This window comes from Gibbsiella quercinecans (assembly GCF_002291425.1).
GTDB lineage: Bacteria > Pseudomonadota > Gammaproteobacteria > Enterobacterales > Enterobacteriaceae > Gibbsiella > Gibbsiella quercinecans.
In genome coordinates this window covers 5477197-5503074 of record NZ_CP014136.1, presented here as the reverse complement: position 1 = coordinate 5503074, position 25878 = coordinate 5477197, and the positions used below count along the sequence as shown (strand labels likewise).

Here is a 25878-nt window from a genome sequence, read left to right as displayed (position 1 = left end):
AAAAAGCCCGCCGGGCTTAACCGGCGGGCTTTTTACGGCAAGGCGGCGTTATTGCTGATCCAGCAGATGCCCCATTTTGGCCGCTTTGGTGGCCAGGTAACGCTCGTTCTTTGGGTTACGGCCCACGATCAACGGCACGCGTTCGGTGATATTGATGCCCGCTTCGGTCAGGATCTCGACCTTCTTCGGGTTGTTGGTCAGCAAACGCACCGCATTCACGCCCAACAGTTTGAACATATCGGCGCACAGGGTGAAATCACGCTCATCGGCGGCAAAACCCAACTGGTGGTTTGCTTCTACCGTGTCAGCTCCTTTATCCTGCAGCGCGTAGGCGCGGATTTTATTCAACAGGCCGATATTACGGCCTTCCTGGCGATGGTACAGCAGAATACCGCGCCCTTCCTCGGCAATATGCTCCAGTGCGGCCTCCAGTTGGAAGCCACAGTCACAGCGCAGGCTGAACAGCGCATCGCCGGTCAGGCATTCCGAATGTACGCGTGAGAGCACAGGCGTATCGCCTGAAATATCACCGAAGACCAGCGCCAGATGATCGTGCCCGGTAGCCAGTTCTTCAAACCCCACCATCAGGAAATCGCCCCAAGGTGTTGGCAGTTTAGCTTCTGCCACCCGTTTAAGCTGCATGTTACTCTCCACAAACACACCCGATTTAATCACTGTTGCGCAGCGTACTTCCGGTACGACCTGATGACCAGAACTAAAAACACGCGTCAGCGAACTGTCGTTCGTTAAATATGCGCTATTTTGCCACAACTTCTTGCTCAGTGGTGCTCAGCAAAGCAGCATCCGGTGTTTTACCCGCCTTATTATTGCGATAGGTGCAAATACTGTTTAATTTTGCCCATGTTGCCGGGATGACAAGATTGTTACACTGCTGGTGGGTTCAAGCATAAGGATGAACGAATGTTAGAGATAGCAAAACGCACGGCGGTGGGCGCCATTCTGCTGTTGGTCATGCCGTTGTCGGTCTGGTTTTCGGGCTGGCAATGGCAACCTGGGGGCAATGAAACGGTATTGAAGGCCTTGTTTTGGGTCACGGAAACCGTGACATCGCCCTGGGGGACATTAACCAGCGTGCTGCTTTCCCTTTGGTTCCTGTGGTGCCTGCGCTTTCGGCTAAAGCCGGCGATAGCGCTGGTGGTTCTGCTGTCTGCCGCGGTGTTGATCGGCCAGGGGGTGAAGAACCTGATGAAAGAGCAAGTGCAGGAGCCGCGGCCTTATGTGGTGTGGCTGGAGCAGGTGCATGGCGTTGAGGGCAAGTATTTTTACTCGCTCCATCGCAAGGCGCGCAGCGCGCTGGTGCAGCAACAGCTTTTGGATCAGCCGCTGGTGCCGCAATGGCTGCGCCAACATTGGCAGTTCGAAACCGGCTTTGCTTTCCCCTCCGGCCATACCATGTTCGCTGCCACCTGGGCGCTGCTAGGCGTCGGGCTATTATGGCCGCGCCGCCATTATAAAACCGTGGCGGTGCTGATGGTTTGGGCGGTGGGCGTGATGGGCAGCCGTTTGTTGCTCGGCATGCACTGGCCGCGCGATCTGGCGATGGCTACGCTGATCAGTTGGCTGCTGGTCACCCTGGCATGCTGTCTGGCGCAGCGTTGGTTCGGCCCGCTGGCGCCGCAGGAACAGGAACCGCAGCGCAGCGCCCAGCGCGAGTAAGGCCGTTGTTATATCAATTAAGGTGACGATGTCACAAAATTCGGCGGCCTTTTTGCGGGCCGCCGTCCGGCCTGCGTTGTTTTGCTCCGATTTGCCCCCATATCCTGATAAATACGCCAGTTTGATAAGGTTTCTCATCAATGGGCTTAACTGTGCCTTTTTACTGCTGAATATCCCGGCAGACGGCCGCTTTTATCATGCCGAGGGTTTCCCTGCCAGCGGCGGAAATGCTAACTTAAGGGGCAGGGACGCCATAAATTGGCTTGATTCATCCGATTAACTCGGCATTACGGGAAAGAATGTGAAATATTTGCTGATTTTTTTGCTGGTTCTGGTGATTTTCGTGATTTCCGTCACCCTGGGGGCGCACAACGATCAGGTGGTGTCTTTCAATTACCTGATAGCACAAGGTGACTATCGCGTATCCACGCTGCTGGCCACGCTGTTTGGCGTTGGTTTCGTCCTTGGCTGGATCATTTGCGGCCTGTTTTACCTGCGCACCCGCATCGCGCTGGCGCGCGCTGAACGTAGAATAAAACGGCTGGAACTGCAGCAAGAGCCGCAAACCGAGCCGGTTCCCTCTGCTGTCAGCAAGGAATAATCCTCTATGTTAGAGCTGCTGTTTCTGTTGTTGCCCGTTGCTGCCGCCTATGGTTGGTATATGGGGCGCAGAAGTGCTCAGCATGATAAGCAGCAGGAAGCCAACCGCCTGTCGCGTGAATACGTGGCGGGGGTGAACTTCCTGCTTTCCAACCAGCAGGACAAAGCGGTCGATTTGTTCCTCGATATGCTGAAAGAAGACAGCAATACCGTTGAGGCGCACCTGACGCTGGGCAACCTGTTCCGTTCTCGTGGCGAAGTCGACCGCGCCATTCGCATCCACCAGGCGCTGATGGAAAGCGCCTCCCTGACCTTTGAACAACGTTTGCTGGCCATCCAGCAGTTGGGCCGCGATTATATGGCGGCCGGCCTTTACGATCGCGCCGAGGACATGTTCGGCCAGCTTATCGACGAGGAAGATTTTCGCATTTCCGCATTGCAGCAGTTGCTGATTATCCACCAGGCCACCAGTGATTGGCTAAAAGCGATCGACGTGGCGGAAAAACTGGTCAAGTTGGGAAAAGAGAAGCAGCGGATCGAGATCGCCCATTTTTACTGCGAACTGGCGCTGCAGGCGATGGGCAGCGACGATCTGGATAAGGCGATGAGCCTGTTGAAACGTGCCGCGGCGGCGGACAAACAGTGCGCGCGCGTCTCCATCATGGTCGGGCGCATCTATATGGCGCAGGAAGAGTACGCCAGGGCGGTGGAATCGCTCAAGCGCGTGTTGGAGCAGGATAAGGAGCTGGTTAGCGAAACGCTGCCGATGCTGCAAGAGTGCTACCGGCACTTGCCGCAGCAAGAAGGTGAATGGGCCGATTTTCTGCGGCGCTGCGTTGAGGATAATACCGGGGCAACCGCCGAATTGATGCTGGCGGATATTGTCGAACAGCATGAAGGGCGCGATGTGGCCCAGTTATACATCAACCGTCAGTTACAACGTCACCCAACCATGCGCGTGTTTTACCACCTGATGGATTATCACCTGGCGGATGCGGAAGACGGGCGGGCCAAAGAGAGCCTGGTGTTGTTGCGCGATATGGTTGGCGAGCAGATCCGCACCAAGCCGCGCTATCGCTGCCACAAATGCGGCTTTACCGCACATTCACTTTACTGGCACTGCCCGTCATGCCGAGCCTGGGCGTCGGTTAAACCGATCCGTGGCCTGGACGGGCAATAAAATACAGAGGGTTGTGCGGTTAACTGCTGCGGCAGGTGTGGCGTTGGCAGCACACGTTGCCGGTGTGTAGGCGGGGCCAACACACCGGCAACGTGAAGCAGGAGGCGGTTATAGCGTTTGGCTTATTTCTTCTTGCTGTTTTTTAACAGCTGGCGCAATTTCTTCAGTTCTTTCGGCGTCAGTGGTTGTTCAGGCGTTTCCTCGGTGCTTTGGTTATCCACTTCGCTGTGGTGAACCGCTGGCGCCGCAAAGCTGGCTTCCAGGCGTTCGCACACCAGTGCGCTCAGAGAAAGCTGCTGCTCAAGGGCCACTGCCTTGATTTTGTCCTTCAGTTCCAGAGGGATTTTAATGGTAAGTGTTGATATCTCGCTCATTTTGCAGCCTTTATTGCAGTAGGGTTACCTCAAGCTATGCCAGCTGCACCAAACTGTCCAGTATGTAATAAAAATTTAATCTAACTGTCATTTTTCGCGGCCTCACTTCTTGGGCCGCGGGCTGAACAGAAATGCCGCCAACGGCGGCCTGGCAACGCTGCGGCTGGGATTTCACGCCGCTGGCATGTAGAATGCGGCGGTCGGTTTTACAGGTAATGACGTAACTATGTCCATTTTACAGAAGGTAGAAGAAATGAAGTCTGGAAATAACAAGAACAACAATGACTTGAACTCATCACCGATCGTTGTGGCACTGGATTATGCAGACAAGGGTGCGGCATTGGCCTTTGTCGACCGTATTGATCCTCAAGACTGCCGGCTCAAAGTGGGCAAAGAGATGTTCACCCTGTTCGGGCCGCAGTTCGTGCAAGAGTTGCAGGCGCGCGGCTTTGAGGTTTTCCTCGATCTGAAGTTCCACGATATTCCGAATACCACCGCGCACGCGGTTGCCGCTGCGGCCGAGTTGGGCGTGTGGATGGTTAATGTGCACGCCAGCGGTGGCGCGCGCATGATGGCGGCGGCCAAAGAAGCCTTGCAGCCGTTTGGTGCCGATGCGCCGTTGCTGATCGCCGTTACCGTGCTCACCAGCATGGCGGCGGAAGATCTGCGGGCGATTGGTATCGATGCCAGCCCGGCAGAACATGCAGAGCGTCTGGCGCGCCTGACGCATGATTGCGGGCTGGATGGGGTGGTTTGTTCGGCCCACGAAGCCGAACGCCTGAAGCAGGCTTGTGGCCGGCAGTTCCAACTGGTGACGCCGGGCATTCGTCCGGAAGGCAGCGCCGCGGGCGACCAGCGCCGCATTATGACGCCGGTGCAGGCTCAGGCCGCCGGCGTGGATTATATGGTGATTGGGCGGCCCATCACGCAATCGGCCGATCCGGCGGCCACGCTGAAAGCGATTCGCGCCTCCCTGGCGTAAGGAGTTAACGATGAACGACAGTAATAGCCGCCTGGTTTATTCCACCGATGTTGGGCGGGTTAACCAACCCAAGGCGGCGCCGCAACGCCCCAAAGGGGACGGCATTGTGCGTATTCAGCGCCAAACCAGCGGCCGCAAGGGCAAAGGGGTCTGCCTGATCAGCGGTATCGATCAGGACGATGCCGCGCTGAGTAAACTGGCTGCGGAGCTAAAGAAAAAATGCGGTTGCGGTGGCGCGGTGAAAGACGGTGTGATTGAGATCCAGGGAGATAAACGCGATCTTCTCAAGCAACTGCTGGAAGCCAAAGGCATGAAGGTCAAGCTGGCCGGCGGCTGAAGTGTAAACCATGCCGCAGGGCGGCATGGTATGTTGTGGTGCGGTTATTGATGCAAGAAAACGCCACAGACAAAAGAGAACAGACCTGAAATTATTTTCGTTAATACGTCAAAGCGCTAAGGCTTTTGCTCGCCTGCTGGCAGAGGTATCTGGCAATTTATAATATTATTTACCTACCTGGTGGCCGATAATCCCGCCAACGGCAGCCCCGCCGAGTGTGCCAAGCGCACTGCCATCGGTTAATACCGCGCCGCCAATGGCGCCTGCGCCCGCACCGATCGCCGTATTGCGATCGCGTTTAGACATGTTGGAACAGGCCGTGAGTGACATTGCCAGAGTAATGGCCACTGCGGCGGTGGCAAAACGTTTATTCATCATAATGACTTCTCCTTAGCAAGGACTATATGGAAGTGCCTTGAGTAATAAGTATAGCTGCCTTACCGGTATGCCCGTCATATTTCACATCGCAGGCGTGCTGGCTGTTATTGCCGCCAAAATCAGTATAAATAACAATACCGGCCGGTATAGGTAAATAATCCTATATTTGGCGGGAATGCGCGCCTGCCGGTGCCTGAACCGCGTTTTATTGGTTTGTATCAAACGGTGCATGCGCTTTTACTTTATGATGGCCGGTAAGACAGATGGGCTTATCACAGATGCAGGAGTTGATATGGAGCTTTACCTTGATACCGCCGATGTTATTTCCGTTAAGCGGCTGGCACGGATACTGCCGTTGCACGGCGTTACCACTAACCCCAGCATCCTGGCCAGGGAAGGGAAACCTGTCTGGGAGGTTTTACCGGCGCTGCGCGATGCGCTGGGCGGCACCGGCAAACTGTTTGCGCAGGTGATGGCCAACGATGCGGAGCGCATCGTCGCGGAAGCCATGTTGTTGAACCAGCGGGTGCCCGGCCTGGTGGTGAAAATTCCCGCCACCGCCGAAGGGCTGGCGGCAATGAAGAAGCTGAAGGCGATGGCGATCCCGACTCTCGGCACTGCCGTATACGGTGCCGGGCAGGGTCTGCTGGCGGCGCTGGCCGGTGCCGAGTATGTGGCGCCCTACGTTAACCGCCTGGATGCGCAGGGGGGCGACGGCATCGCGATGGTGAGCGAACTGCAACAACTGCTGAAACTGCACGCGCCGCACGCCAAAGTGCTGGCCGCCAGCTTCAAAACGCCGCGCCAGGCACTGGCCTGCCTGCTGGCGGGCTGTGAGGCGATCACGTTGCCGGTGGATGTCGCGGAACAGTTTTTGGCCGCGCCTGCAGTGCAGGCGGCGGTGGAGAAATTTGAACAGGATTGGCAGGGCGCCTTCGGCTCTATGGTACTGAGTTAATCATGCGGTTTATTCTGCCGCCCGGTAAGGCGGCAGAATGGCGCGCTGCGGTTAGCTGCGGCTGGCGCTTTCCCGCAGGACGATCTCCGACTCATGTACCGTCGGCGCATCGGTGCGAAGCGCCCGGCGGATAGCCAGGAACGCCGAAACCAGCATGGTGACCGCCACCAACATAAAGAAAGCGCAAAGCGCGGCGTTAACCTGGTTGCTGAATACGATGGTTTCCATATCCCGCAGTGTTTTCGCCGGTGCGATGACCACGCCTTGCTCAATGCCGGCGGCGAATTTGTTCGCCTGCGCCAGGAAGCCGATGCTGGGCTTCTCGTGGAAGATTTTCTGCCAGCCGGCGGTCATTGAGGTGATGAACAGCCAAAGGGTTGGCAAAATGGTCACCCAGGCATAGCGCTGTTTTTTCATTTTAAACAGCACCACCGTGCCGAGGATCAACGCCATCGCCGCCAGCATCTGGTTACCGATGCCGAAAAGCGGCCACAGCGTGTTGATGCCGCCCAGCGGATCCACCACCCCCTGATAGACAAAGAAGCCCCAGCCGGCTACCGCAACGGTGGTGCCCGCCAGGTTGCCGAACCATGAACGGCTGTTGGCCAGGCTCGGCACGGCAACGCCAACCAGATCCTGCACCATGAAACGGCAGGCGCGGGTGCCGGCATCAACGGCGGTGAGGATGAACAGCGCTTCGAACAGGATGGCGAAATGGTACCAAAAGGCCATCATCGCCCGGCTATTGAAGATTTCGCTGATGATGTAGGCCATGCCGACGGCAAAGGTAGGGGCGCCGCCGGCGCGGGAAAGCACCGAATTCTCACCCACGTCTTTGGCGATCATCGCCAGGGTTTCCGGCGTGATGGTAAAGCCCCAGCTGTTAATCACCTGCGAGGCGCTTTCCACCGTGGTGCCGATCAGTGCCGCCGGCGAGTTCATGGCGAAATAGACGCCCGGCTCAAGCACGGAAGCGCAGATCAGCGCCATAATGGCGACAAACGATTCCATCAGCATCGCGCCATACCCGATAAAACGGATGTGGCTTTCGCGTTCCACTAGCTTTGGCGTTGTGCCGCTGGAAACCAGTGCGTGAAAGCCCGAGATCGCGCCGCAGGCGATGGTGATGAACAGGAAGGGGAACAAGGCGCCTGAGAACACCGGGCCGCTGCCATCGATAAAGCGCGACACCGCCGGCATTTTCAATTCCGGCATGGCGAATACAATCCCAATCGCCAGCCCAACGATGACGCCAATTTTCAGGAAGGTCGACAGATAGTCGCGCGGCGCCAGCAGCAGCCACACCGGTAGCACCGAAGCGACAAAGCCGTAAATCACCAGCACCCAGGTCAGGGTGGTGCCGTGCAGCGTGAAGAAAGGCCCCCAGTAAGGGTGTTGCGCCACGTTGCCGCCATACACGATCGCCAGCATCATCAATACAAAGCCGATGACGGAGACTTCCGCGATTTTACCCGGGCGGATAAAACGCATGTAAATCCCCATAAACAGCGCGATGGGAATGGTGGCCGCGATGGTGAACAGCCCCCACGGGCTATCGGCCAGCGCCTTAACCACCACCAGCGCCAACGCAGACAGGATTATGATCATCACGCCTAGCGCCCCAAGCATGGTCACTACGCCGGCAAAGGCGCCCAGTTCCTGTTTGGCCATTTCCCCCAGCGAACGGCCGTCGCGGCGGGTTGAGATAAACAGGATCAAAAAGTCCTGTACCGCCCCGGCCATCATCACGCCGACCAGGATCCAGATCGTCCCGGGCAGGAAGCCCATTTGCGCAGCCAAAATCGGGCCGACCAGCGGCCCGGCTCCGGCGATGGCTGCAAAGTGGTGGCCGAACAGCACCCATTTGTTGGTCGGTACATAATCCAGGCCATCGTTATGCCGTTCCGCCGGCGTTAGCCGACGATCGTCCAACTCGAATACTTTTTTAGCGATAAACAGGCTATAGAAACGGTAGGCGATGCTATAGCAGGCCACTGCGGCCACGACCAGCCAGACCGCGTTAACATGCTCACCCCGGCTTAGGGCCAGCATCGCGAAGGCAAATGCACCGACGAACGCCACTACCAGCCAGATAATCCCGGACTTGACGTTTTTCATAGTCAACGACTCCTTGGTATACAGAGGTAAAATAATTATTTTCGAGAGGTGGCTAACAGGTTAAAAATAGGAGTTTTGTGTACAAAAAGAAGCCGGATGAATAAGAAGTGTGAGCGCGGTAGGGTTAATTGTAAAAACAAGATGGTGTGTGCCGGCAATCGGTTATTGCGGCCAAGAAAAAGGCGATGCCAAGCATCGCCTTATGTCAACGCTACGGCGGCTAATCAGGCAGCCGGCCGGGCAATCACGCTGCGGTTTTCCATGCGCACTTCGGCGATGGTGACTTGCAGCGCATCGCCCTGGCGATACACCTCTTCACCTTTCACCTGCACGGTACCGGTATCCTGGCTGCATACCAGCTCGTCACGCACCGAGTGGATAAACGGCGCCGGGATAAAGGCAACGGCGCCGTTGCCCACCAGGCGCACGCGCAGGCCGCCGCGGGTTACGTCGATGATCTCCGCATTGAAGCGGGTATCCGTACCGGCCTTGTCTTGCAGGAAGCGCGCATACAGCCAGTCGCCGACATCGCGCTCCGCCATGCGGTTCAGGCGGCGGCGTTCCGCCAACTGCACCGTGACTTCCTCCTGCGGTTTTTCAGCCGCCTGCTCGCTGATAATTGCCTTCAGCAAGCGGTGGTTCACCATGTCGCCGTATTTGCGGATCGGCGACGTCCAGGTGGCGTAGGCTTCCAGGCCCAGGCCAAAGTGCGGCCCTGGCGTGGTGCTGATTTCTGCAAAGGTCTGGAAACGGCGAATGCGGCTGTCGAGGAACGAAGTCGGTAATGCATCCAGGTGGCGGCGCAGTTCGCAGAAGCCATCCAGCGTCAGCAGCTTTTCCGCCTCGGCTTCAACGCCGTTGGCCTGCAGAACGGCAACCGCCTGCTCAACCAGCGCCGGATCAAAGCCGCTGTGTATGTTATAGATGCCAAAGCCCAGCCGATCGCGCAGCACGATGGCAGCGCAGACGTTGGCGGCGATCATGCACTCTTCCACGATGCGGTTGGCCGTGCGGCGGTGTTCGGTAATGATATCCAGCACTTCGCCTTTTTCGCCCAGCACAAAGCGGTAATCCGGGCGATCCTTAAACACCAGCGCGTGTTGGGTGCGCCAGGCGCTGCGGGCATCGCTCACGCGTTTGAGCAGGGTGATTTGGCGCGCGATGGCGTCGCTTGGCGGCTGCCAGCCGGCAGTGCCTTCCAGCCAGTCGGAAACGTCTTCATACGCCAGTTTGGCTTTGGATTCGATTTCTGCGGCGAAGAAGCGAATATCGCTGCCCAGCGCGCCGTCAGCGCCGATGGTGACGCTGCAAGCCAGCACCGTGCGGTGTTCGTTGGCGCGCAGCGAGCACAGATCGTCAGACAGATCGCGCGGCAGCATCGGGATGTTAAAGCCCGGCAGGTAGTTGGTGAATGCGCGCTGGCGAGCGATATCATCCAGTTGGCTGCCTTCGGCGACGTATGCCGTTGGATCGGCAATGGCGACCGTCAACTGCAGCGAGCCGTCGGCGTTTTCCTGCACGAACAGCGCGTCATCCATATCTTCGGTGCTGGCGCTGTCGATGGTGACGAACTCCAGTGCGGTCAGATCTTCACGCGGCAGGCTGGCATCCGGCGTTTGCATGCTGACCATTTCCGGCGCTTCTTTTTCCAGATTATGGCGCGCCAGCGTAACCCACCACGGCGCGAAGTGATCGTCACCGGTCGTGATGAACTGGGTCAGGTCTGCGTAAAAGCCACGATCGCCTTTTAACGGATGACGGCGCATTTGCGCCACCGCCCAATCGCCGGCCTGGAAGTTATGCGCCAGATCGCGCGCAGGGCGGCACTGAATCGCGTCTTTCAACAACGGATGATCCGGCACGATAGACAGCCGATCGTCTTTTTTCTGCACCCGGCCGACAAAGCGCGACAGGAACGGTTCAACCAGCGTTTCCGGCTCGGCAATCTCACGGTCTTTTTCGGTATGCAAGGTGGCAACGATACGATCCCCGTGCATGACTTTCTTCATGTACGGCGGTGGGATGAAATAGCTTTTCTGGCCATCGACCTCAAGAAAGCCAAAACCTTTCTCAGTACCTTTCACCACGCCTTCGACGCGCGGGGTCTGAGAGTGAAGTTGCTGTTTAAGCTGCGCCAGCAGCGGGTTGTCTTGAAACATATCGTCCAGTGAATGGGTTATGGGTAGCATGATTTGCGGCAGACAGTTTTACGCTAATCACCCGCTGCGGGCAAGCGTAACGTCACGGTTTTCCCGTTGCTGCGCATCATTTTACCGCATTGGCGGGCGGGGCATTGCCGGTAAAAACCCGGCCGTCAAGGCCGGGAGCAAAGGGGCGCATACCGCGGGCGGATTTTCAGGCGATCCGAAAGGTTTGCGGTGCCACAGCGCAGCGGCGGATCGCCACCGGAATGGATTTGGAAGTTGGCGTACCGGTGCCGTCGCCAAAGCTGGCCAGCGGTACCAGCGGGTTGGTTTCCGGGTAATAGGCCGCCAGGTTGCCGCGTGGGATGTCATAACTCACCAGTTTGAACCCCTGGACTTTCCGCGTGATCCCATCGTTCCATAGCGTTTCGATTTCTACCTCGTCGCCGTCTTGCATGCCCAACGCGGCCAGATCTTCAGGGTTGATAAACAGCACTTCGCGCTGGCCGTACACGCCACGGTAGCGATCGTCCAGGCCATAGATGGTGGTGTTGTACTGATCGTGCGAGCGCAGGGTTTGCAAGGTGAACGGCGCCGGTTGCGGGAACAGCGTTGCCGGCAGCTCGGCGGCGCTGAACTCGGCCTTGTCGCTTGGCGTGGCGAAACGCAGCTCGGCGGCGGCGTTGCCAAGGTAAAAGCCGCCGGGTTGTTCGCAGCGCTGGTTAAAGTCTTGAAAACCGGGAAGGGTTGCTTCAATGAGGTTGCGGATCTGCGCGTAGTCCTCCGCCAGCGCCGGCCAGTCGAGATAGCGCTTGCCCAGCACAGCATCGGCAATGCCGCAGACAATGGCGGTTTCAGACCACTGCGTTTCCGCCAATGGCTTGCTCACGCCTTCCGAGGCGTGCACCATGCTGAAGGAGTCTTCCACCGTAATAAACTGTGGGCCGCTGGCCTGGATATCGCGTTCGGTGCGCCCCAGCGTCGGCAGGATCAGGGCATCTTTTTTGCCGGTGATCAGATGGCTGCGGTTGAGCTTGGTGCTGATATGCACGGTTAAATCGCAGTTGCGCAGGGCGCTGGCGGTGCGGTCGGTATCCGGCGCTGCCGCGGCTAAATTGCCACCCAACGCAATCAACACTTTGACCTCGCCCCGCAGCATGGCCTCGATCGCTTCTACGGTATTGTGGCCGTGTTCACGGCGCGCAGTGAAGTGAAAATGCTTTTCCAGGCTGTCGAGCAGCGCCGGCGGCGCTTTCTCGTCAATCCCCATGGTGCGGTTGCCCTGCACATTGCTGTGCCCACGCACTGGGCACAGGCCGGCGCCCGGCTTGCCTAATTGGCCGAACAGCAGTTGCAGATTGGTGATTTCACGCACCGTCGCCACCGAGTGTTTGTGTTGGGTCACGCCCATGGCCCAGGTGCAGATCACGCGTTCAGCGCTTTGATAAATCTGCGCCGCCTGGCGCAGTTGCGCCTCACTCAGGCCGGATTGTTGGATGATTTGTGCCCAGGAGGTGGCGTCTACCTGCGCCAGATAGTCCTCAACGCCCGTGCAGTGCTGCTCAATAAACGCCAGATCGAACAGTGGCGGCTCGCCCTGCGCCAGCCGCTGGCGATGGGTTTCCAGCAATGCTTTGACCATACCGCGCACTGCGGCCATATCGCCGCCCAGCTTAGGCTGAAAGTAGGCGGAACTGATGGGCGAGGAGATCGGCGTTAGCATCTGAATGGGGCTTTGCGGATCGGCAAAGCGCTCCAGCCCGCGCTCACGCAGGGTATTGAAACTGACGATACGCGCGCCGCGCCGGGCCGCATCTTTCAAACTGTGCAGCATGCGCGGGTGGTTAGTGCCTGGGTTCTGGCCGAAGACGAAAACGGCGTCTGCTTGCGTAAAATCATCCATGCGGATGGTGCCTTTACCCACGCCGATACTTTGTTTTAGCCCCACGCCGCTGGCTTCGTGGCACATATTCGAGCAATCAGGAAAGTTGCTGGTGCCGAGCATGCGGCCAAACAGTTGGTACAAATAAGAGGCTTCATTACTGGCGCGCCCAGAAGTGTACAGCTCAATCTGGTTAGGGTTGTCCATCTGGCGGATGTGTTCGGCGATCAGCGCCAGCGCATCCGGCCAACTGATGGGCAGGTAGCGATCGCTGGCGGCGTCGTAACGCATTGGGTGGGTTACGCGGCCTTGATACTCCAGAAAGTAGTCGCTTTGCTGGCGCAGGCTGCTGACGGTATGGGCGGCAAAAAACGCTGGATCCACCGCATTGCGCGTGGCTTCCCAACTGACGGCCTTGGCGCCGTTTTCACAAAAGCTGAAGGTGCTGTGGTTGTCGTCGCCCCAGGCGCAGCCCGGGCAGTCGAAGCCGCGCACTTTGTTAACGCGCATCAGGTTGCGCAGGTTTTTCAGCGCCTGCTTGCTGTCCAGCACGTAGCGGGTGGTGGCTTCTAACGAACCCCAGCCGCCGGCTGCGCCGGTGTAGGGTTTAATTGCCGGTTTGAATTTCATGATGATCTTCGCAGGTGATGGCTGTAATCAAAAAGTAAATGGCTCTTTACGTTTTTGAGTCTCTTATGTCACAAGTGTAGGAGTGTGCCGACACAGCGTCTAATTGAATAAGGCAATGGCGGGATAGAGGCGGTTTATCGCAGGCGGAAGGGGCGCGCGAACGTTATGGCATACAATCAGAGCATTTCAGCATAATACCGTCCGGCCTGATTGGTTACGCTGTTCTGGTTCTTACAGGAGAGAGTAACATGAAGAAAATCATTATATCTTTGGGCCTGCTGGCGGTTGCGCAAGGCGCCCAGGCGGATACGTTCAGCGTCAGCAGTACGGATATGCAGCCCGGCAAGCCGTTAAAAACGGCGCAGGTTTTCCAGGGTTTTGGGTGCCAGGGCGGGAATATTTCCCCACAGATTGCCTGGAAAAACGCGCCGCAGGGAACAAAAAGCTTTGCCGTTACTGCTTTCGATCCGGATGCGCCAACGGGCAGCGGCTGGTGGCATTGGACGGTGGTGAATATTCCCGCCGGCATAAACCGGCTCGCGGCGGGGGCCGGTAATAAAGATAATTTGTCGTTGCCGCAGGGGGCTGTCCAGGGGCGTAATGACTACGGTTTTGCCGGGTTTGGCGGCACTTGCCCGCCACAAGGAAATGCGCCGCACCGCTATCAATTTACGGTTTGGGCGTTAAAAACCGCAAACTTACCGATTGATAACAATGCCAGCGGCGCACTGGTGGGATTTATGCTTAAGGCGAACGTATTAGCCACGGCAGAATTGGAGGCCATCTACGGGCGTTGAAATGCAGCCATTGAACCACACCGAGCAGGTTGTCACCTTACAGGCTATCCGGGCGCGTTGCGCCCATGAGTTGCACCGGGTCACGTTGTTCGCGCCGGCGCTATGTCACGTGCGCCGGGGCAGCAAAGTGGTGCAATTTGCGGATTACCATGAGGTCGCCAGGGCGGATTCGCTGATCGTGTTCCCGGCGGGTAAAGAAATCAGCATCGCCAATCGGCCTGCCCAAGGGGAATATGCATCAGATATCATCTATATTCCTCAACGTTTTTTATCCCAGTTCAGGGCGCGATATCCTGCGCCTTTCACGGCAGAGCCGGCGGTGAAGCAGGCCAGCCTGTGTGTGCCGTTTGATGCACATACGCGGCAAATGTGGGATAGCCTGTTAAACACGCTTAACGATAACGCCCCCCAACAGCTGCAGGAACACCAGTTACAGGGGGTATTATTGGCGCTCCAATTGGCTGGTAATGCCGGGCTACTGCTGCGTGAGCGCCACGATCCTGTTTCTGCGCAGGTGCAGGGGTTGATCGCTTTGGCGCCCGCGCATGATTGGCAGGTCGCGGAAATGGCGGCGCATTTGCATATGGGCAGCTCAACGCTGCGGCGGCGGTTGGCGGCCGAGGGCCAGCATTTTCGCCATCTGCTTGAAAATGCCCGTATGGCCAATGCGTTGTACGAGGTGCAAAGCAGTGGGCGCAGCATCGGGGAGATCGCTTACCGTAACGGCTACGCCTGTGCGTCGCGTTTTGCCGCCCGCTTCTTGCAACACTTCGGCCTTAGCCCCCGGGCGCTGCGAGGGGCCATGCGCGATGGTTAGCCAGATCTCTAAGGCTGCTTAATTATTCCTGGCCGCAGGGTTGCGCGGTGTTCTGCGGGTGAAGAGAATCGATGATAAACTGCTTTTATCCGGCTGCCAGTGGCTGGAAAGCTGAAACCGCCGTTAGGTGAATCGCCTTTTATCTTTTTGTCGCTGATTGGAATAAAAAAATAGACATCAAGCAACTGATCTACCTGTGTAATCTTGAACAGGAACGCCATTTTGGCCGCGCCGCCGAAGCCAGCTTCGTCAGCCAGCCCACGCTTTCCATGCGCCTGAAGAACCTGGAAAGGGAACTGGGTGTCGCGTTGATCAATCGCGGCAACAATTTTGAGGGCTTTACCGCCGAAGGCGAAAGGGTGCTGGCGTGGGCGCGGGAGATCGTCTCGGTTTACCAGGGGCTGAAGCTGGAAGTGGAATCGCTCAAGCATGGCCTGAATGGCCGGTTGCGCATCGGTGCGGTGCCGCAGTGCAGTATTTCGCTGGCGCAGATGTTGAAGGCCGTCAGCGCAAGCTACCCGCAGCTTGATTACCGGGTGGCGGTGCTCAGTGCCGATCAACTGCTTGAAGCGCTCACCGCGCATACGGTGGATATCGGCATCGGCTTTTTCGAACTGCCCACGCTGGAAAAGCTGCATTTTCAGTCGCAGCCGCTTGCCGACAGCGGCATAGATCTGGTGTTTCATCCGCAGCATTTCCCCCAGTTGCTGGGGGAAGCGCCGTTGCCGCTGGCACAGGTTGCCGCACTGCCGCTATGCCTGGCGGAACCGACGCGCTATTTCCGCCGTTATCTCGATCATCACTTTCACGCCGCCGGTCTGGCGCTGCATGCGCGCCTGGAAACCACGTCTATCTTTCAACTGTTGCAGGGGATTTGGGTAGGGCTGGGCTGCGGGCTATTTCCCCGCGGCAATCTGCTGGCGCAGATGACGCCAGATTTGCAGCGCCGCCCGCTTGCTATTGCGCCGATGTCGCGGCATGCGGCGGTGGTGATTGCCGAACCGGGGCGGGCCACGCCGCTGGCCCAGCATTTCTTCGATGCCGCCCAGGCATGGCTACTGCAGGATGCTCTCTTCCGCGCCGGCTAAAGGCGCAAAATCGCCCAGGCTATGGCGCAGGCGGTTTTCCCAGGCATAAAGCGCGCTACTGAGGATCACTTCCAGCACCTGGGCCTGGCTTAGCCCGATATTGAACAGCGGTTGGACGCTTTGCGGCGTGAATTTCTCCGGTGAGCGGGTGAGCTCCGCAGCGGTGGCGATCACCGCCTGCGCCAGCGGTTCAGCCGTACTCTGGGCCGTATTGATGCTTTGCTGCAAGGATCGGGTTAGTGCCGCATCGGCCACCTGCGGTATCAGGCTGGCGACGCAGTAAGCGCTGCCGTTAATGCGTGAAACCACCAGCGCCGCCAGCGCTTTCAATTCGGCCGGCAGGCCATAGTCTCCGGCGTTAATCTGGTTGAAGACCCCGTTGCGTTCGCGCAGCGCGGCGGCGTCGTGCGCCAGCAGCCGGTAATAGGCATCATTACGTGCCTCGGGGTGGCTCTGATCCAGCACGTCCAATTGTTCGGCGGCGGCGGCCGCCAGCGTGATTTCCGGCAGCCGCGCTTGCCATACTTGCGGTTGTTCTGTGGCACTAAGGGCTTCGGCGTCGTCAACCACCGGGAACCCCGGCACCACTACCGCCGGCCGCCCGGCCAGCGCAGCGATGCCGGCGATAACGCGTGCCTGATAGCTGACGAAGCCGATGATTTGCGAAAAAGTGACGATATCTTCGGTGCTCAACTCAACGTCAACCAACTGTTGCAGGGCTTGCGGTGTGATCTGTGTGGGGTGTGTGGCTAACTGGCGGGCATATTGGGTGATTTGTGCCAGGCGGATGTTGCTTTTACGCGAGGCTTCTGGGCTATCCAGCGGGGCGAGGCGGGCCGCGTAGTGGCTACAAAGTGGCTGGATGCCGGTCACCTGGGCAACGGTCAGTGCGGTGCTAAGGCGATCATACAGTGACAATGTCACTTTTCTGCTTGGCGCGACGCGCTTGGGAAACAACCGGTGGTAACAGGCCAGCGAGGCGTCGAACACGCCTGCCCGCGCAGTGAGTGCGGTGTTCAGTGCTTCGTCGGCCAAAGCACCAAAGCCCTGCAGAAAGCGATCGCGGATGGTGGCCGCGCCGGGCTCCAACAGGTTACCGCTGTATACGCTGCTCTGGGTTTCGTGATACCACTGGGTATTGTGTTGTCGACGTAACGGTTCCATTGGCTTAATCCTTAATCATGACCAAAACCACCGCTCAGGTACCTCGGTGGTTGAGTGAAGGGGCAACAGCTGCGCAGGAGTGCAAGGGAAGGCGGGTTGCGGTGGCCGTTATCACAACATGCTGCGGCGCATGTTCCGCTGATAGCCGCGATGGCAGGCCGGCAGTGCTCTTGCTTTCCCATCAGATTGATATCCTGTTGAAGAGTGGGCTTTTCGTGCAGGATATCTTCACCGATCGTTATGGCGAGATAAAATAATGTTACGTGCTAATAAATAACTAAAGTGAATAAAATATACTGAGATATATTAAAAGGTAATTTACATTTGAGTTTAATGGATAACGTCACGTGCGGGATGGGGCTGCCGCGCCCTGATGGGCGCGGTTTGCGGCCGGGGAATCAGAAGCGGCCGCCGTCGCGCCGCCAGGCGTCTGCGGTCAGCGCCTCGCCAAAGTGGCTGGCGATCAGGCGTTTGGTGAGATCGTGCAGTGGCGCGGCCAATACATCTGCGGTGCTGCCGCGTTCCACCACTTCGCCTTCGTGCATCACCAGCACCTGATCGCTGATGTGTTTCATCATGCCAAGGTGCTGGGTCACGTAGATATAGGCGATGCCGTGTTTTTCCTGCAGTTCCAGCATCAGGTTAATGATCTGCGAACGCATTGACATATCGAGCGCGGCCAGCGCTTCATCGGCCACGATCACTTTCGGCTGTAGGATCAGCGCACGCGCCAGGGCGACGCGCTGTTTCTGGCCGGAAGCGAGCATATGTGGATAGTAATAGGCGTGATCCGGCAGCATCCCCACCTGGCGCAGCGTGAGATTGATGCGCTGTTCACGCGCGGCGCTGTCTAAATCGGTATTCAGGCGCAGCGGGGCATCCAGCAATTGGCCGATACGTTGGCGCGGATTGAGCGATGTACTGGGATCCTGGAAGATCATGCGGATGCGCTGGCTGCGGTAGCGATAGTCGCCATATTCCAGGCGATGATCGTCGATCAGCAGTTCACCTTCGCTGGGCTCAATCATGCCGGAGAGCATCTTCGCCAGCGTGGATTTCCCCGAGCCGTTTTCACCGATGATCGCCAGTGTTTGGCCTTCGTGCAGAGTAAAGCTGACAGACTTCACCGCTTCCACATGCTGGCGGCGGAACAGCCCGGTGCGGTAGCGGTAGGTTTTGGCCAGATTGCGCACTTCCAACAGCGTTTCCATTTTAGTTATCCTCCATATTCAGCGGGAAGTGGCAGGCAAAAAGATGGGTTTTTACCGGGCGCAACTGCGGCGCTTCGATGCATTTTTTCTGTGCATAAGGGCAGCGTGGCCCCAGGCGGCAGCCAATCGGTAGGTGCTCCAGTGAGGGGATCGCCCCCGGCAGGGTGTTCAGCCGGCTTTTATGCGGCAGCGAACGGCCAAAATCCGGCATAGCGCGGATTAACGCCTGCGTGTACGGGTGGTGCGGCGCGGCCAGCAAATCCTCGCACTGGGCGCTTTCCACCGTTTGGCCGCAGTACAACACGTTTACCCGGTTCGCCCATTTGCTCATGATTTGCAGATCGTGGCTAATCAGCAAAATCGTCGTGTTGTTGTTCTGGTTGAGCCGCGCCAGCAGGCGGAAAATTTGCGCCTGGGTGGTGGGTTCCATGGCGTTGGTCGGCTCATCGGCGATCAACAGCCGCGGCTGGTTGGCCAGCGCAATGGCAATCATCACCTTTTGGCATTCACCTTCGGTCAGTTCGTAGGGGAAAGAACCCATAATGTCTTGGTGATCTTTGATGCCAACGCGGTGCAACAGCTCAATGGCGCGGCGTTTGCGCCAGTGGAAGCGTTGCCACCAGCGGCCTTTATACGTCCAGCCAGGGATCGCCTGTACCAATTGCTGACCGATGCTTTCGGAAGGATCCAGGCAGGACTGCGGTTCTTGGAAAATCATGGAAACATTGTGGCCGACCAGTTTGCGCCGTTCGCGCGGCGTCAACTGGAGCAGATCAATGTCGTTAAAGCGCATGCGATCGGCGGTCACCCGCCAATTGTCTTTGGTCACGCCGCAGATGGCCTTGGCGATCAGGCTTTTGCCGGAGCCGGACTCCCCGACCAGGCCGCGCACTTCGCCTTCGGTGAGCGTGATGCAGACGCGATCGACGGCTTTGACCGGCCCTTCGGCGGTCATAAACTCAATGGTCAGATTGCGGATATCGAGTAACGGCATTATTCCACTCCCGCATTAATTGCCCGGCGTATACCATCGCCTAATAGGTTAACCAACAGCACGCTAACCAGGATCGCCGCACCCGGCAGCATCACTGTCCATGGCGCAACGTACACCAGCTCCAGTGAATCACCCAGCATGGCTCCCCATTCCGGGGAAGGCAACTGCGCGCCAAGATCGAGAAAGCCCAGCGCGGCGATATCCAAAATGGCCATTGACAGCGCGCGGGTGAATTCGGTCACCAGCACGGCGGCAATGTTCGGCAAAATGGCATACCACAGTATCTGGCGGGTAGAGGCGCCATCCAGACGCGCGGCAACCACATACTCTTTTTCCAGCTCGTCATGCACCGCACTGTAAATGGTGCGTACCATGCGCGGCAGCAGCGCCAGCCACACCGCCAGCATTGCGTGCGGCAGCGCCGGCCCGATAAACGCCACCACAATGATCGCCAGTAGCAGCGAAGGGATGGAGAGCAGGGTATCAAGAATATGGTTGAGCACCGCCGAACGCAGGCCGTGGGTAACACCGGCGAAGACGCCGAGGACTACGCCAAAACAGGCGGCCACCACGGTGACGATCAGCGCAGAACCGTAGGTGGCGGCGGTGCCGGTCAGCAGGCGGCTGAGGATATCGCGGCCCAGATCGTCGGTGCCGAGGAAGAAAGAAACATTGCCGTGGCGCGACCAGGAAGGCGGCAACAGTTGGTAGCCAAGAAATTGCTGATCGAGCGCATAAGGCGCCAGCCAACTGCCGAAAACCGACAGCAGTAAAAGCAGGATGACGCCGTAAAAGCCGATCATGGCCAGCGCATCGCCGTAAAACAGCCGCCAGGTATATCGCAGCGGGCTGGGCATTTTCTTTTCGCGGTATACGTTATCGAAGGGCATACCATTCCTTATGTTTCAGCGGATTAGTTGCAGCGCCTAAAATATCTGACAACACGTTGATGGTGATAACCAGCATGCCGATCACCATCACGCCAGCAGAAATCGCCGCAAAATCCTGTTGGCGGATGGCATTTACCAGCCAGCGCCCAAGCCCAGGCCAACTGAAGACCACTTCGGTAATCATCGCCAGCGTCAGCATGGTGGAAAATTGCAGCCCCAGCTTGGGAATGATCGGCGGCAACGCATTGTGCAGCACGTGGCGGCGGATAATGGTGAAGCGCGACAGGCCGCGAATGGCAGCCGCTTTGATATAGTTCTGGTCGCTGACGTCGTCGGTGCTGATGCGCATCAGACGGATCACTTCCGTTACCGGCGCCACCGCCAGCGCGGCCACCGGCAGCACCATATGGCGCAGCGCACTGGCGATCATTTCCGTACGGTACGGTGAATCCGACAGCCAGGCGTCGATCAGGGCAAAACCGGTCACGGGCCGCACCTGGTATAGCAAATCAAAACGCCCGGAAACCGGCAACCAGCCAAGGTGCAGCGAGAAGAACAGCATCAGCAATAGCGCCAGCCAGAATACCGGCATGGAAAAGCCGATCAGCGCGAAGGTGCTGATGGCGGTATCCTGCCATTTTCCGCGCATCACGCCCGCGATAATGCCCAGCGGGATACCGATAAACAACGCCAGGGTAAAGGCCAACAGGCACAGTTCCATGGTGGCGGGAAACACTTCGCGCAGTTGAGCGTTGATCGCCTGGCCATTGATGCTGGAAACGCCAAAATCCCAATGCAGCAGGCTGACCAGGTAAAAGCGGTAGGCATCCCACAGCCCGGCGCCGCTGAGCGGCGCATGCGGCGTAAAGTAGCTGAGGCTAAAGCTGACCAGCGTGAGCAGGAATAGTGTGATCACCAGCAGCAGCAGGCGGCGCAAGGTAAAGATAATCACTTTTTCGCCCCCTCGTCAGATTCACGGTACACCCCGGCAAACGACGCGTTGCCGAATGGGCTTAGCACCAGCCCGCGGATATCATAGCGGTAGGCCTGCAGGCGCAGCGAAGAGGCCAACGGCAATACCGGCAGCTCTTGCTCAAGAATTTTTTGCGCTTGCTGGTAGCTGTCGATCCGCTGTGACAACTGTTGCGACAGCAGGGCGTTTTGCAGCAGCTCATCAAATGCGGGGTTGCACCAGTGAGCATAGTTGGTTTGCGAGCGGATTGCCGCACAGCTTAACAGCGGGCGGAAAAAACTATCAGGATCGTTACTGTCGGTGGCCCAGCCGGTCAGGGTTAAATCGTGGTTGCGCTCCATCAGGCGGGCTTCCTGAAAGCGGCCTTCCACCGGCACGATATCAACCCTGATGCCGACCTGGCCCAGATCGGCCTGGATCAGTTCGGCGGTTTTCAGCGGGCTTGGGTTATAAGCCTGTGAAGCGGTCGGCACCCATAGCTTTAAGTGCAGTTGTTCTGCACCGGCCTGGCGCAGCATCTCACGGGCCAGCGCCGGGTTGTATTCGGTGATGTGCGCATCGTTGTCATAGGCCCAGGAGGCGCGCGGCAGAATCGAGGCCGCGGTTTCCGCCGTGCCGTAATAGATGGATTGCATCAGGCGCTGGTTATTGATCGCCAGCGCAACCGCCCGGCGGATTTTCACATTGTTAAACGGCGGTTTTTCCGTGTTAAAGGCCATGTAAGCAATGTTCATCCCCGGGCGCAGCGTCAGGCGCAGGCGCGGATCGTCACGCAGGATCGACAGCTGGCTGGCCGCCGGGTAGGCCAACACGTCGCACTCGCCGGTTAACAGTTTGGACAGGCGCCCGGTGCCGCCGGCGCCCAGATCGATCACCACCTGCGCCATGCGCGGCAGGCCTTTCCAATAGGCCTGGTTACGCGCCAGGCGGATATATTGCCCGGAGCGATATTCATTGAGCATAAATGGCCCGGTGCCGACCGGTTCACGGTCGATCAGCGGCTGTTTATCCCGTTTGGTCAGCGTGCCGGCATATTCGGCCGAGAGAATCGGCGCGTAGTGGGTGGCGATATGCCACAGGAATGAGGCGTCCGGCGCTTGGAGGCGGATCTCAACGGTATAGTCATCAATCTTTTTCACGCTCTGGATCGCATCGCCAAACTGCAGGCTGTCAAAATACGGGTATTCGCCGCCATTGACGTTGTGATACGGGTGTTTTTGATCGAATACGCGCTCGAAGCTGAATACCACGTCGTCGGCGTTCATCAGGCGCGTTGGCGTAAACCAGTCGGTGGTCTGGAACGGCACGTCACGGCGCAGGTGGAAACGGTAGGCGGCGCCGTTATCCAGCACTTCCCAGCTTTGCGCCAGTTCCGGGATCAGGCGATAGGTGTAAGGATCGACATCCAGCAGGCGATCGTACAGCTGTGCCGCCAGGGTATCGACCGTCAGGCCGCTGCTGGCCATTTGCGGATTGAAGGTATTGAGTATGCCGCTGACACAATAAACAAAGCCGCTTTGGCGGATATCCGGCAGCGGCGCTGCGGCGGCAGGGGCAGCGGGTGTTGAGGCGATGGCGGAGCCTGCCAGGCAGCTCAACGACAGTATCCAAAGGGGTAAAGCACGCATAGACGCTTCATGAGTTATTAAGCAATAACGATAGTGTACCGTACTCTGGCGAGCGACCCAATTCCTTGCGAAAAATGGTTGAATTTTCTACTTTTTGGCCAACTCTGCGGCAGATTGCAGCGGGCAATCGCCGGTTTTGGCCGGTGGGCGTTTTCATGGCAGGCGCCGCAGGCCAAATACGTGGCGTATCGGGCACAATACCTGCCTTTGCACGCGTAACGGATTTGCAGATCCCCCGTTACCGGGGGAGAACGCACAATGTTGATATGGTAATGAGAAAAATTCTCAACAAAGTGCTTTACAGCTGATACTGATAACCATTATCATCACCTGGCACTTCACGGAAGGTAACGCCTCGTTGCTTTTTGTGGAAGGCACGACATTGCTCACATTGCTTCCAGTGTTTTTTAAGCCAGCTCGGGTGCTGGCTTTTTTTTGCCCGCCGATTATTCGCCCGCCATTTGTCCGCCTTCATCTTCATGGCCGTTTTGCATTAACGTATGTTTTTTCAACATTCCGCGTAGCTGGTGGTAAGTCAGCCCGAGCAGGTCTGCCGCTTTGCGCTGGTTAAAACGGCCCTGTTTGAGCGCCGCTTCCAGCAGCGCCTTTTCCTGCTCCAACTGCCAGGCCTTCAAATCCAGCGGCAGCGCGGGCAGACGGCTATTCGGCTCGCTTTGGGCGGTTGGCGGCGGCGTATCGTGCCGGGCGAACGGGTTAATGACGATCTCGTCCAGCTCGCTGTCGCTGGTGCCATGGCGGTAAACGGAACGTTCGACCACGTTTTTCAGTTCGCGCACATTGCCGGGCCAGCCGTAGCCCAGCAGCGTGGCACGCGCCCTGGCGGTGAACCCTGGGAACAGCGGCAGCGAAATCTCACGGCACATCTGAATGGCGAAATGCTCCGCCAGCAACATGATGTCCTGCTGGCGTTGGCGCAGCGGCGGCAATTGCACCACGTCGAACGCCAGCCGATCGAGCAGATCGGCACGGAACTTGCCCTGCGCGGCCAGCGCCGGCAGATCGTCATTGGTGGCGCAAACCAGCCGCACGTCCACCTGCAACGGCTGGCTGCCGCCCACGCGCTCCAGCCGGCCGTATTCAATCACCCGCAGCAGCTTTTCCTGCACCAGCATCGGCGCGGTTGCCAACTCATCAAGAAACAGCGTGCCGCCATCGGCGCGTTCAAAGCGCCCCAGGTGGCGCTTTTGTGCGCCGGTAAAGGCGCCCGCCTCGTGGCCGAACAGCTCGGAATCCAGCAGGTTCTCATTGAGCGCCGCACAGTTAAGTGAAATAAACGGCCCCTGCCAGCGGTTGGAAAGGTAATGCAGCCGGTGGGCGATAAGCTCTTTACCGGTGCCGCGCTCGCCAATCACCAACACCGGCTTATCCAGTTTGGCCAGTTGCGAAACCTGTTCCAGCACCTCGACAAACGAATTGGCCTCGCCCAGCAGGTTTTCGATCGGTGTAGTCATGATGAAATTCGCCAATGTTTGGTGAAAATACTCACTCTACAGCATGCTGCCAGAGAGTCAAAAATAAATATTCCTTTAATTTCAATATAATAAAAGTTGGCACGGGTTTTGATTAATCCAGTAGCAAGCTGTACCAACTCATGTGGCGCTGTAGACGCCGCCAGAAACAAAGAGGAAGTGAATTATGGGTATTTTTTCTCGTTTTGCCGATATCGTGAACGCCAACATCAACACGCTGCTGGATAAGGCGGAGGACCCGCAAAAACTGGTGCGACTGATGATCCAGGAGATGGAAGATACGCTGGTTGAAGTGCGTTCAACCTCGGCCCGGGCGCTGGCAGAGAAAAAACACCTGCTGCGCCGTATTGAGCAGGCGGAAACCCAGCTCAGCGACTGGCAGGACAAGGCCGAACTGGCGTTGCGTAAGGATAAGGAAGATCTGGCCCGCGCGGCGCTGATCGAAAAACAAAAGGTCACCGATCTGATTACCACGCTCAGCAGCGAAGTGGCCGCGGTGGAGGAAACCCTGAGCCGCATGAAAGGCGAGATCGGCGAGCTGGAAAACAAGCTGACCGAAACCCGCGCCCGCCAACAGGCGCTGGCGTTGCGCCACCAGGCCGCGTCTTCTTCACGCGACGTGCGCCGTCAGTTGGACAGCGGCAAGCTGGATGAAGCGATGGCGCGTTTTGAGCAGTTCGAACGCCGCATCGACCATATGGAAGCCGAAGCGGAAAGCGTCAGCATCGGTAAAAAGAAATCGCTCGATCAGGAGTTTGCGGAACTGAAAGCGGATGACGCCATCAGTGAACAGTTGGCGGCGCTAAAAGCAAAAATGAACCGTTCAGAGTAATGTAGCGGCGTGGCCACAGTGAGTGTGGCCGCCCAATCAAGATGAATAAGAAGGAAAACCAATGACTGCCTTGTTACTTGCCATCCCGTTGACAATTTTCGTGTTGTTTGTCGCACCGATTTGGCTTTGGCTGCATTACAGCAATCGCCAGCAGAACGGTATCCAACTCAGCGGCCAGGAGATGCAACGCCTGGCGCAACTGACGGACAACGCCAAACGTATGCGTGAACGCATTCAGGCGCTGGAAGAAATTCTGGACGCAGAACACCCGAACTGGAGACAGTCTTAATGAGCAATCCGTTGGGCAGTAAAAAACTGTATCGCGTGCCGGAAGAGGGCATGCTGAAAGGGGTTTGCGCCGGCCTGGCGCACTATCTGGACGTGCCGGTGCGGTTGATTCGCGTGATCGTGGTGCTGTCGCTGTTTTTCGGGCTGTTTTTCTTTACCGTGGTGGCCTATATCGTACTGGCGTTTGTGCTGGACGAAGCGCCCTCCAGCAGCTTTGCCGGCGAACAACAGAAAACACCGCGCCAGTTGCTGGACCAACTGGAGTATGAGTTGGGCAGCGGCGAACAACAGCTGCGCCAGGTTGAGCGTTATGTCACTTCCGACGCCTTTGGCGTGCGCAGCCGCTTTCGCAACCTGTAACCCGCCTACCATCAAAGGCCCGCATCATGCCGGATGGCGGGCCTGAGGTGCGCCTGTATTCCCCACATCTAATGCCGGAGGGCAAG

The 25878-nt window shown here is 57.8% G+C and carries 26 protein-coding genes; 12 read left to right on the top strand and 14 right to left on the bottom strand.

The annotated features are described in order from the left end of the window. Positions 1-48: 48 nt before the first annotated feature. Positions 49-642, bottom strand: coding sequence for a GTP cyclohydrolase II (ribA, locus tag ACN28Q_RS24980; RefSeq protein ID WP_095848813.1), 594 nt, complete (start codon positions 640-642; stop codon positions 49-51). 279 nt (positions 643-921) lie between these two features. On the opposite strand from ribA, the gene pgpB reads away from it, so the two are divergent. The 3 genes from pgpB (at position 922) to lapB (ending at position 3457) form a co-directional block, all read left to right on the top strand. After that, the gene (gene pgpB / locus ACN28Q_RS24975) at positions 922-1677 is read left to right on the top strand and encodes a phosphatidylglycerophosphatase B (protein ID WP_095848812.1); all 756 of its coding nucleotides are present in this window, start codon (positions 922-924) and stop codon (positions 1675-1677) included. Positions 1678-1978: 301 nt separating this feature from the next. After that, a complete protein-coding gene (locus ACN28Q_RS24970) occupies positions 1979-2278 on the top strand; it encodes a LapA family protein (protein WP_095848811.1) in 300 nt (99 codons plus the stop codon). Positions 2279-2284: 6 nt separating this feature from the next. Further along, positions 2285-3457, top strand: coding sequence for a lipopolysaccharide assembly protein LapB (gene lapB / locus ACN28Q_RS24965; RefSeq protein WP_095848810.1), 1173 nt, complete (start codon positions 2285-2287; stop codon positions 3455-3457). Positions 3458-3579: 122 nt separating this feature from the next. Here the strand turns inward: lapB and ACN28Q_RS24960 are convergent, their stop codons facing one another. After that, complete coding sequence (locus tag ACN28Q_RS24960; RefSeq protein WP_095848809.1) at positions 3580-3831, bottom strand: hypothetical protein; 252 nt, start codon at positions 3829-3831, stop codon at positions 3580-3582. Between the two features lie 253 nt (positions 3832-4084). Between ACN28Q_RS24960 and pyrF the strand changes: the two genes are divergently transcribed. After that, on the top strand, positions 4085-4813 hold the full coding sequence (gene pyrF, locus ACN28Q_RS24955) for an orotidine-5'-phosphate decarboxylase (RefSeq protein WP_183096463.1): 729 nt from the start codon (positions 4085-4087) through the stop codon (positions 4811-4813). 10 nt (positions 4814-4823) lie between these two features. Then, positions 4824-5150, top strand: a complete 327-nt coding sequence (yciH, locus tag ACN28Q_RS24950) for a stress response translation initiation inhibitor YciH (RefSeq protein WP_095848807.1) — start codon at positions 4824-4826, stop codon at positions 5148-5150. Positions 5151-5315: 165 nt separating this feature from the next. Here the strand turns inward: yciH and osmB are convergent, their stop codons facing one another. Then, entirely contained in the window at positions 5316-5528 is a 213-nt protein-coding gene (gene osmB / locus ACN28Q_RS24945; protein ID WP_095848806.1) for an osmotically-inducible lipoprotein OsmB, read from the bottom strand. Between the two features lie 292 nt (positions 5529-5820). Here osmB and fsa point away from each other — a divergent pair, with 292 nt between their 5' ends. Continuing rightward, positions 5821-6486 carry a fructose-6-phosphate aldolase gene (gene fsa, locus ACN28Q_RS24940; protein ID WP_095848805.1) on the top strand — a complete coding sequence of 222 codons (666 nt, stop codon included), beginning with the start codon at positions 5821-5823 and terminating at the stop codon, positions 6484-6486. A 51-nt stretch (positions 6487-6537) separates the two neighbouring features. On the opposite strand, the gene ACN28Q_RS24935 is transcribed toward fsa, so the two are convergent. From ACN28Q_RS24935 to ACN28Q_RS24925, 3 genes are all read right to left on the bottom strand, one after another. Beyond that, complete coding sequence (locus ACN28Q_RS24935; protein WP_095848804.1) at positions 6538-8604, bottom strand: carbon starvation CstA family protein; 2067 nt, start codon at positions 8602-8604, stop codon at positions 6538-6540. 224 nt (positions 8605-8828) lie between these two features. Then, positions 8829-10763, bottom strand: a complete 1935-nt coding sequence (locus tag ACN28Q_RS24930; protein ID WP_095848803.1) for an exoribonuclease II — start codon at positions 10761-10763, stop codon at positions 8829-8831. 196 nt (positions 10764-10959) lie between these two features. After that, positions 10960-13260, bottom strand: coding sequence for an FdhF/YdeP family oxidoreductase (locus ACN28Q_RS24925; RefSeq protein WP_095848802.1), 2301 nt, complete (start codon positions 13258-13260; stop codon positions 10960-10962). Positions 13261-13508: 248 nt separating this feature from the next. Between ACN28Q_RS24925 and ACN28Q_RS24920 the strand changes: the two genes are divergently transcribed. Further along, the gene (locus tag ACN28Q_RS24920) at positions 13509-14057 is read left to right on the top strand and encodes a kinase inhibitor (RefSeq protein WP_095848801.1); all 549 of its coding nucleotides are present in this window, start codon (positions 13509-13511) and stop codon (positions 14055-14057) included. Between the two features lies 1 nt (position 14058). Next, a complete protein-coding gene (locus ACN28Q_RS24915) occupies positions 14059-14874 on the top strand; it encodes an AraC family transcriptional regulator (protein ID WP_095848800.1) in 816 nt (271 codons plus the stop codon). 8 nt (positions 14875-14882) lie between these two features. Here the strand turns inward: ACN28Q_RS24915 and ACN28Q_RS24910 are convergent, their stop codons facing one another. Continuing rightward, on the bottom strand, positions 14883-15095 hold the full coding sequence (locus ACN28Q_RS24910) for a hypothetical protein (RefSeq protein ID WP_131928995.1): 213 nt from the start codon (positions 15093-15095) through the stop codon (positions 14883-14885). Here ACN28Q_RS24910 and ACN28Q_RS24905 point away from each other — a divergent pair. Then, positions 15045-15962, top strand: a complete 918-nt coding sequence (locus ACN28Q_RS24905) for a LysR family transcriptional regulator (protein ID WP_095848799.1) — start codon at positions 15045-15047, stop codon at positions 15960-15962. The genes ACN28Q_RS24910 and ACN28Q_RS24905 overlap by 51 nt on opposite strands. Here ACN28Q_RS24905 and ACN28Q_RS24900 read toward each other — a convergent pair. The 7 genes from ACN28Q_RS24900 to pspF all read right to left on the bottom strand — a co-directional run bounded on the left by ACN28Q_RS24900 (position 15930) and on the right by pspF (position 24294). Continuing rightward, positions 15930-17126: a CMD domain-containing protein gene (locus tag ACN28Q_RS24900; RefSeq protein WP_095848798.1), complete on the bottom strand. Its 1197-nt coding sequence runs from the start codon at positions 17124-17126 to the stop codon at positions 15930-15932. The genes ACN28Q_RS24905 and ACN28Q_RS24900 overlap by 33 nt on opposite strands. A 398-nt stretch (positions 17127-17524) precedes the next feature. Further along, positions 17525-18337 carry a putrescine export ABC transporter ATP-binding protein SapF gene (sapF, locus tag ACN28Q_RS24895; protein WP_095848797.1) on the bottom strand — a complete coding sequence of 271 codons (813 nt, stop codon included), beginning with the start codon at positions 18335-18337 and terminating at the stop codon, positions 17525-17527. A gap of 1 nt (position 18338) precedes the next feature. Then, a complete protein-coding gene (sapD, locus tag ACN28Q_RS24890; RefSeq protein ID WP_095848796.1) occupies positions 18339-19331 on the bottom strand; it encodes a putrescine export ABC transporter ATP-binding protein SapD in 993 nt (330 codons plus the stop codon). Continuing rightward, entirely contained in the window at positions 19331-20221 is an 891-nt protein-coding gene (gene sapC / locus ACN28Q_RS24885; RefSeq protein ID WP_095848795.1) for a putrescine export ABC transporter permease SapC, read from the bottom strand. The genes sapD and sapC overlap by 1 nt, the downstream gene beginning before the upstream one ends. Next, positions 20208-21173, bottom strand: coding sequence for a putrescine export ABC transporter permease SapB (sapB, locus tag ACN28Q_RS24880; protein WP_095848794.1), 966 nt, complete (start codon positions 21171-21173; stop codon positions 20208-20210). Before sapB ends, sapC begins: the two co-directional genes overlap by 14 nt. Next, a complete protein-coding gene (gene sapA / locus ACN28Q_RS24875; protein ID WP_095848793.1) occupies positions 21170-22822 on the bottom strand; it encodes an ABC transporter substrate-binding protein SapA in 1653 nt (550 codons plus the stop codon). The genes sapB and sapA overlap by 4 nt, the downstream gene beginning before the upstream one ends. A gap of 446 nt (positions 22823-23268) precedes the next feature. Continuing rightward, a complete protein-coding gene (gene pspF, locus ACN28Q_RS24870; protein WP_095848792.1) occupies positions 23269-24294 on the bottom strand; it encodes a phage shock protein operon transcriptional activator in 1026 nt (341 codons plus the stop codon). 184 nt (positions 24295-24478) lie between these two features. On the opposite strand from pspF, the gene pspA reads away from it, so the two are divergent. From pspA to pspC, 3 genes are all read left to right on the top strand, one after another. Next, the gene (pspA, locus tag ACN28Q_RS24865) at positions 24479-25144 is read left to right on the top strand and encodes a phage shock protein PspA (protein ID WP_095848791.1); all 666 of its coding nucleotides are present in this window, start codon (positions 24479-24481) and stop codon (positions 25142-25144) included. Between the two features lie 61 nt (positions 25145-25205). Next, on the top strand, positions 25206-25433 hold the full coding sequence (gene pspB, locus ACN28Q_RS24860; protein ID WP_095848790.1) for an envelope stress response membrane protein PspB: 228 nt from the start codon (positions 25206-25208) through the stop codon (positions 25431-25433). Next, positions 25433-25792 carry an envelope stress response membrane protein PspC gene (pspC, locus tag ACN28Q_RS24855; protein WP_095848789.1) on the top strand — a complete coding sequence of 120 codons (360 nt, stop codon included), beginning with the start codon at positions 25433-25435 and terminating at the stop codon, positions 25790-25792. The genes pspB and pspC overlap by 1 nt, the downstream gene beginning before the upstream one ends. Positions 25793-25878 lie beyond the last annotated feature (86 nt).